Origin of the sequence: Shewanella sp. SM23 (genome assembly GCF_025654295.1) — a bacterium.
Taxonomy (GTDB): Bacteria; Pseudomonadota; Gammaproteobacteria; order Enterobacterales; family Shewanellaceae; genus Shewanella; species Shewanella oncorhynchi.
This window is the reverse complement of sequence record NZ_JAKKRM010000015.1, coordinates 109,465-117,354: the sequence shown is the minus strand read 5'-3', so window position 1 is coordinate 117,354 and position 7,890 is coordinate 109,465. Positions and strand designations below refer to the sequence as shown.

5 protein-coding genes and 2 rRNA genes are annotated in these 7,890 nt (G+C 43.8%); 3 read left to right on the top strand and 4 right to left on the bottom strand.

From position 1 onward, the window contains the following. Both L5L98_RS17105 and rrf read left to right on the top strand, forming a co-directional pair. Positions 1 to 193: ribosomal RNA gene (locus L5L98_RS17105) — 23S ribosomal RNA — on the top strand; the annotation flags it as partial. A gap of 139 nt (positions 194 to 332) precedes the next feature. Further along, positions 333 to 448, top strand: a 5S ribosomal RNA gene (gene rrf / locus L5L98_RS17100). A gap of 312 nt (positions 449 to 760) precedes the next feature. Here rrf and L5L98_RS17095 read toward each other — a convergent pair. Beyond that, entirely contained in the window at positions 761 to 1,510 is a 750-nt protein-coding gene (locus L5L98_RS17095) for a DUF2057 domain-containing protein (protein WP_263142518.1), read from the bottom strand. Positions 1,511 to 1,717: 207 nt separating this feature from the next. Continuing rightward, positions 1,718 to 3,763, bottom strand: a complete 2,046-nt coding sequence (locus L5L98_RS17090) for a bifunctional 2',3'-cyclic-nucleotide 2'-phosphodiesterase/3'-nucleotidase (protein ID WP_263142517.1) — start codon at positions 3,761 to 3,763, stop codon at positions 1,718 to 1,720. A gap of 707 nt (positions 3,764 to 4,470) precedes the next feature. Here L5L98_RS17090 and L5L98_RS17085 point away from each other — a divergent pair. Continuing rightward, on the top strand, positions 4,471 to 6,615 hold the full coding sequence (locus L5L98_RS17085; RefSeq protein ID WP_263142515.1) for a M3 family metallopeptidase: 2,145 nt from the start codon (positions 4,471 to 4,473) through the stop codon (positions 6,613 to 6,615). A gap of 206 nt (positions 6,616 to 6,821) precedes the next feature. On the opposite strand, the gene L5L98_RS17080 is transcribed toward L5L98_RS17085, so the two are convergent. Further along, on the bottom strand, positions 6,822 to 7,205 hold the full coding sequence (locus tag L5L98_RS17080) for a GCN5 family acetyltransferase (protein WP_113940933.1): 384 nt from the start codon (positions 7,203 to 7,205) through the stop codon (positions 6,822 to 6,824). Next, the gene (locus tag L5L98_RS17075) at positions 7,206 to 7,655 is read right to left on the bottom strand and encodes an acetyltransferase (protein WP_263142521.1); all 450 of its coding nucleotides are present in this window, start codon (positions 7,653 to 7,655) and stop codon (positions 7,206 to 7,208) included. Positions 7,656 to 7,890 lie beyond the last annotated feature (235 nt).

Genomic DNA, 7,890 nt, shown 5'->3' with positions numbered 1-7,890 from the left:
TTGCCCGGTAGCTACGTTCGGAATCGATAACCGCTGAAAGCATCTAAGCGGGAAGCGAGCCCTAAGATGAGTCATCCCTAGGAATTTAATTCCTCTAAAGAGCCGTTCGAGACTAGGACGTTGATAGGCATGGTGTGTAAGCGTTGTGAGGCGTTGAGCTAACATGTACTAATGACTCGAGAGGCTTAACCATACAACCCAGATGGGTTTTGCTAAGCGAMCTTAGAYAGAATACAGATACTTGATAAAGTTTGAACTCAAACAAAGMAAATCAGCTTTYCRAATTATTATTARCGTGRKCCAGWGATGGACACGGTAATAAACAGAATTTGCTTGGTGACAATAGCCTTGTGGAACCACCTGATCCCATCCCGAACTCAGAAGTGAAACGCAAACGCGCCGATGGTAGTGTGGGGTCTCCCCATGTGAGAGTAGGTCATCGCCAAGCGCCTAATTATCTCATTGAGATGTAACCAAGCCAGCTAAATAAGCTGGCTTTTTTGCGTCTGGAATTTGCACGTTTTAGTATTTTTGAAAGGGCTTTATTGGTTAGGACGTTAATAGGCTTAAATTACATTAAGCCGTGAAGTGGGAAAACGCTTTCTTAATGAGCTTAAGTTTTACTAAGTTCTCATTTTATGAACTGTAATAGAGCCGCCAGCTCATAGTGACACTAAGCTGGCGGTCTGAAATAGATAGCTGAAGCAATGTTGATGGTTAGAGGACAAATATCCTCTTCAACGCTTGCGTGCTCTATGCATCACTCTTTGTTGATTTTGGCTTTGAAGCTGGCTTTGGTATTGTCGTTAGCTTGTTTGTACCAGTAATCCAGCATTTGACTGATTTCAGCTTGGCTAGGTGTGGTCGCAGGAGTAGTTTGTTGAGCCTTGTCATTGACCGCTGCGGCTGAGGACGACATAACTGCTGGCGCGATCAAGTTCGTGGATGTGACTACTGCTGTTTGGCGTATTTGTGGCTGGCTTGCCAATACGGGTGTAATAGCGTCGCTTGGTTGTGTTGTCGCGGTATTCATAGTGAGATTTAATGAAGCCGGATGATTACTAAGGTTGTACTGCAGTATCTCGTGTTCGAAATCCCGTCCCAGTTGAATGCCATTCTTAATCAATTTATCGCTGGTAAAACCCACGGCTTCATCTTGAGCATTTAATAGTGTCAGCTTAGGTGACTCATCAAATTTCTTTGCATCTCTGGCTGAGTTGATGGCGGGAAGTGTCAGCGTGAGTGTTTGTGCTGACGCATCAAAACGGACGATGAGCACGTCGGAGAGATAATGTACTGAGTCAGCTTGTTGTCGATATTGCGCGGCATAACGGAAGGCAATCTGATTGGTCCCATCAGCTAAAACGAGATCGCCACTCTTTACGGCTGGCTTGCCATTGACCGTTAGCACTTCAGCATTTTTAGGCAGATTGAGATGAACATCGGCCGTTGCAGGTTGCACTGCGCCCAGCATTAACGCAGTGGCACATAAGATTGATTGATATTTCATAAGCTTTCTCTGTTGTTGCGAGGACGCCGCTAAATAATAAGGCAGATATTTGGCGACACAAAGCAGGTTTAACCTTTAGTGTGGAGCATGATGAACTAAATGGTGACACACTGTTTATAGCGCGCAGATTAGCGTTAATTTAATCGGTAGGGAATAAAAAAGGCTCACGATGAGCCTTTTTGAGCATGATATTTCGGGATTGAACGCTTATTTGGTTAGGTTGATGCTATAAACGGCGAAACCCAGTTCATCTTTGCTTATCTTCTTCATTTCACGTTGTTTATTGGCTTCGATAAAGGCAGCGGCTTTGTCACTGTCTTGGGTTTCGAAGCGAATGTCTAATGTGACGTTGGTAGTGATGGTTTTGAAATCCCAGTTGTAATCGGCACTTGGATTGACCATAGCTTCGTACTTACCTGTGGTTTCGTTGTACTGAGATTGCGCTGTGATATAAGCAGCTAGCGCTTCACGGTTAGTATCGGGCAGTTCAAGTACCACATGGTCGCTACCCGTACCAGCAAACTTACCCCCGAAGGCGCGGTAGTTATTTGAGGTAACGATAAACTCTTTCGCGGCAAATTCTTCACCTGTGATGACTTTGCCGTTTTCGTCTTTATAGCTTAAATCAACGATACGGTTTGCGTTGGCATTAACGACGGCGCAATCGCGGTCAAACTTGCTCGGTTGGGTCACATCAATTTTATAGGTTAAGCCATCGAGTACGTCGAAGTTATAGGTTGGATGACCATCCCAGTTGATTAAACCTTGTGGGGTGGTTTTTGCTGGGTCGATTTGATTGAACTGGTTTGCTGAGCACTCGAGCCAATCTTTCAATTCGGCGCCCGTCGCTTTGACTGCCACCATAGTATTGGGATACAGGTACAGATCGGCGGCGTTTTTAAAGGTCAGTGGGCCTTTATCAACTTGCACAAATTGATCGGCATCACTGGTTGTACCGTGGCGACCGCCCGCTTTAAAGGGTGCAGAGGCTGATAGCACTGGCAGACCTTTTAATGCTGCAGGTAATTTCGCTTTCACGTTAGCGATTTGCGCATCGGAAACGATTTGTACCGTAGGGTCGTCCTGCACTAAGGTAAGGAAGCTGTACATGTCGGCTGCGGCAACGCCGATAGGTTCATCCACAAAGGCGAGGGTGCCTTGGTGTTCTGCTGCGACTGCATCTTTAATTGCGGGATCTTGGCTAACTAACTCTTCCTTAGTTGCACCATTATATATGGGGCGAGCTTGCGTTTTGGCACTAAGGACATGCCATTTGCCATCTCTACGTTCAAGTTTAAAGTCAACAACCCCTAAGTTATCACCCCAACGACCTGGCATCACTGCGGGGACGCCGTTCAGTAGGCCTTTAGTGACATCAGTATTGGGTAAGTCGGCATACTTAGCATCAGGGAAGATAGAGTGGCTGTGGCCGAATAGAATCGCATTGATACCATCAACATAAGTCAAAGCGTAAGTGGCATTTTCAGCCATAGGATCGCCAGGATTTTCCGTTGAACCAATGCCAGAGTGAGGAATGGCGATAATGATATCGGCCCCTTTGGCTTTCATTTCGGGGACATATTTTTTCGCGGTTTCAATAATATCTTCGACCGTCACTTTACCCGTCAGATTTTGTTTATCCCACAATAGAATTTGCGGTGGCACAAAACCAATATAACCAATGTTAATGGTTTGATTATTACCTTCACTGTCGATGATGTTTTTTTGTTTGATGATATAAGGGGTGAATAAATGCTCACCTTTTTTAACCTCATTCCAGCAACCATTATCGTCGGCGCAATAAACGTTTGAGTTGATATAAGGGAAATCTGCACCACTAATAGATTTATTTAAGAAATCTAAACCATAGTTAAATTCATGGTTACCGATATTACCGACTTCATAATCTAATAGGTTCATGGCTTTATAGGCTGGATGAATATCACCCATTTGCAGGCCAACTTTAGCCATGTAATCGCCCATTGGGCTGCCTTGTAGTAGATCGCCGTTGTCGACGAGTACGCTGTTTTTGGCTTCGTTGCGTGCAGCGTGGATTAAGCTTGCAGTACGGGCTAGACCGATAGTTGGGTCATTTTTGCCACTGTAGTAGTTGAAATCCATGATATTTGTGTGCAGATCTGTGGTTTCGAGTACCCGTAAATCGGCTTGAACGACTTTGTCGTCATCAGAATTACAGGCGCTTACACCAAGGGCGGCAGTGATCATCACTGCGAGTATTTTCTTATTTAACATAGTTATCTCTATTTATATTTATTTGACCCCAATGCATGTTCCGTAAAAGAACATGCCCATCATCCCGTTAATTCAGCGTAATTTAACTGTTAGGTTAATTTGCCGCTAAGTTAACGAGCGGGAATTATAAAGACATTTGATGATCTGAATGTGACATTAATCGGATAAAAGCTGTTTCAAATTGTGATTCAAGGTTTGCTTGCCTAAATAGTGAGCCGTTTAGCCTGTTTATTTGTTACAGCAATGTTTAAATAATTACAGTAAACAGTTTATTAAGAAGAATTAATATTTGTTATTGGAATGGCATTTTATTTGCTCAGCCCCTTGTCTATGTCGGGGATATTTGACGTAAAACTTCAGTAGAATTGTTTTAAATAATTCTTTTACATCAAATTTTAGCCAATGTTGATCACTTATGCGCGCATGTCTCTTGGCTTGATTGAGGTGAGTTAGGTTTAGCGTAGCGTTGGCATAGGCTTATTTAGACGGGTAATACACATAAAGTGATACAAATTAGCGGCGCTCTGGGCGGGTAAAACTTGGCTGAAATGCGCGTAACTTGTTAAGGTAGTTCATCGAAATTGACGTACGAAGCTACACAAGTTCGTTAAAACAGACTGTTGTAAACCGAAAGCCAAAATCCGTTTGCGCGCACCTTTCACCTTAAAAATACAATCGAAAGGGCAGCAACATCCAAGGGAGTTAATATGCGTAAGTCCGTTATTACCACAGCCGTAGCTGCGGCATTGTTACTTGGCGCTTGTTCAGACAAGCCTGATGTAAGCACCAATGAAGCCAAAAATGCCGTTGCGACTCAATCCGCCGTCAAAGCTGAAGCAGCTAATGTGCTGCTGAGCAAGAGTCCACTGCAAGATCAAGCGCCGCAATTTAATCTTATTCAGTCCGCAGATTATGCTCCCGCCTTCGAGCAGGGCATTAAAGCTCACGATGCAGAAATCGCGGCGATTGTGAATAACAAACAAGCGGCTAGTTTTGACAATACCATTCTCGCCATGGAAACCTCAGGTGAATTATTAACGCGCGTATCGCGTACCTTCTTTAATCTCGCAGGTCTGATTTCTGATGATGATTTCCAGAAAACCGAAGCGGATCTTGCACCTAAGCTATCTGCCCACCGAGATAATATTTATCTTGATCCGACTTTATTTGCCCGTGTTGAAGCCGTATACCAGCAAAAGGGCAGCCTAAATGCGGAAGATCAGCGTTTAGTTGAATACTACTATGAGCAGTTTGTCCGCGCTGGCGCGAAATTGTCGGCCGAAGATAAAGCTAAGATGCGAGACTTTAACGCTGAGCTTGCAACCTTAGCGACGGACTTTTCACAAAACAGCTTAAAATTATTTAAAGATGATGTGATTGTTGTGACTGATAAAGCCCTGTTAGCCGGTTTATCCGACAGCGAAATTGCTACTTTAGCTGCGGCTGCTAAAGCTGCTGGTAAAGAAGGCTATTTGATTACTTTAGTCAACACGACACGCCAACCTGTTCTTTCTAGCCTGAGCAACCGTGAACTGCGCCAAAAAGTGTGGGAAACCTCGGCGCACAGAGCCGTCGCAACCAATGGTCCATTGATTGTTAAAATGGCGCAAATTAGGGCTAAAAAAGCCAATTTACTGGGGTTCGATACTTGGGCATCCTATGCGGTTGCTGATCAAATGGCGAAAACCCCAGCCGCTGTGTATGAAATCCTCGACGATTTAGCGCCAAAAGCTTTAGCTCGCGCCAAAGTGGAAGCGGCTGATATTCAAGCTGAAATCAAAAAGGCGGGCGGTGATTTCGAGCTTCAACCTTGGGATTGGGCTTATTACGCCGATAAAGTGCGTCAAGAGAAATACTCCCTCGATGAAAGCAGCATCAAGCCTTATTTCGAGTTTAATACTGTACTGAAAGACGGGTTGTTTTTCGCTATGCATAAATTGTATGGCATCAGCTTAAAACCGCGTACTGATTTACCTGTGTGGCATTCCGATGTTTTAGCCTTTGAAGTCTTTGATAAAGATAACAGTTCTATTGGCTTATTCTATCTAGACCCGTATGCCCGTGAAGGCAAAGGCGGCGGCGCGTGGATGGATGAGTTCGTCACCCAAAGCGGTCTGCTCGGCACTAAGCCCGTTGTCTATAACGCGCTTAATATTCCTAAGCCAGCCGATGGCCCAACGCTAATGACCTTCGATGAAGTGACCACTCTGTTCCATGAATTTGGCCATGCGATACACGGTTTATTCTCGCAGGTGAAATACCCAAGCGTGGCTGGCACATCAACCGCACGTGACTTTGTTGAGTTCCCATCACAGGTTAACGAAGATTGGAATATCGATCCTGCTGTGATTGCTAACTATGCCAAACACTATAAAACGGGTGAGCCAATTCCTAAGGCGCTGCTCGATAAAATCTTAGCGGCAAATAAGTTTGGCCAAGGTTTTGATACCGTTGAGTACCTGTCAGCGGCCTTGTTAGATATGGAATGGCACTCTATCAGCGCCGATACTCAAATTAGCGATGTAGAGAAGTTTGAGCACCAAGTATTAGCTAAACACGGCCTCGATTTTGCGCCAATTCCCCCGCGTTATAAATCGAGCTACTTTAGCCATGCCTTCTCTGGCGGTTATTCAGCTGGATATTATGCGTATTTGTGGACCGAAGTGTTTGCCGCCGATGCCTTTGCCTATATGGGCGAGCAAGGTGGCTTAAAAGCCGATAATGGTGACAAATTCCGTAAGGAAGTCTTATCTAAAGGTAACAGTGAAGATCTCATGCAAGATTATATTCACTTTACTGGTAAAAAACCGACAACAGAGGCACTGTTAAAGCGCCGCGGTTTAGTCGATTAATTGTAATAAGATAAAGGCTTGTTAGGGAAACCTAACAAGCCTTTATTTATTGATGTTGGGGCGGATTTATTAACCATTTTTTGTTTCAAGACAGGAGGTTTAGAGGATAAGGAAATCTACCGATAACGCGCTAATCACAGTTCCAAAATAGTTTGTTGAAATGTTGTCGAAAGACAGTCTTAAACTATTTTTTATTGATTAAATTGTTATGTTTGATTGTCGCTTATAAAGTTAGCAATAGTGTCCTCCTTACGTTGACTCTCTAATAGCCACTCAACCCTCCATTCTGTTAGGCGTTCACCTGTTTTATGAATGAATTTTCCTGCTTCTGGTTCATCAATCCATTCAAGCTGTTTAACAAGTACTAAAGGCGCTTCAGACCCGTCAGTTTCATTCGAAAATTCAAGAGCCTCATTATAAGTATGAAATGCGTAATAGTAGATTTCACCATCAAATTCATCTGGAGCACCTTGCCAAGGGCGGCACCAAACACGATATTCTAAGACTTGATCATAGAAATAACCGCCGCCTGATTTTGTTTCCGCCGGATACTCTCCAACCCTATTCTCATCGATTGAATCAGGATACATCTACAATCCCTCAATGGAATATAACGCCATATGCAACAGCGGATAAGGTTTACCCTGTCCATCAACGGGTGAGCGACCTGTTACTGAAAAACCAATATGCTGGTAAAAACCTAATGCTTGCTCATTCTGCTCATTAACATCAACCTTTGTGGCTCCCAGTTCATTAATGGCATGTGTCGCTAGCATGGAACCAATCCCTTTTCCGCGCGCGTCAGGTGAGATGAACAGCATTTCAATATTGCCATCATGTACCCCGCAGAATCCGAGGATTTCTCCATTGTCATTTTTAGCGCACTTTAAGTGAACGGCGTCAAAATATTGTTCGAGGATCAACGGCTTTAATTCCTGTAGATCTTCTTCTGCTAAAAAGTCGTGGGTTGCTCTCACCGATGCTTCCCAAATATCGAGCAGACTAAGATGATCTGCTTTTTCTACCATCTCAATATTCATCATATAACTCTATTGAAAATTTAATGCCGCCTAAGTGGCGAATAATAGTGGGTTAACATGTGAAGCGGGAACGTACCATTATTACTAATCCGCATTTAAGAAGTTTAGGCGTAAGTTCCGTAACATCTTTTTCCCAAGATGTTACCTGTCAAGCTGCACTCTGTCATCTTGACCTTTCTCGCTATTTCCCTATTTAGTATCAGTAAAATAAAAACAGGGAGTATTCGCTCCCTGT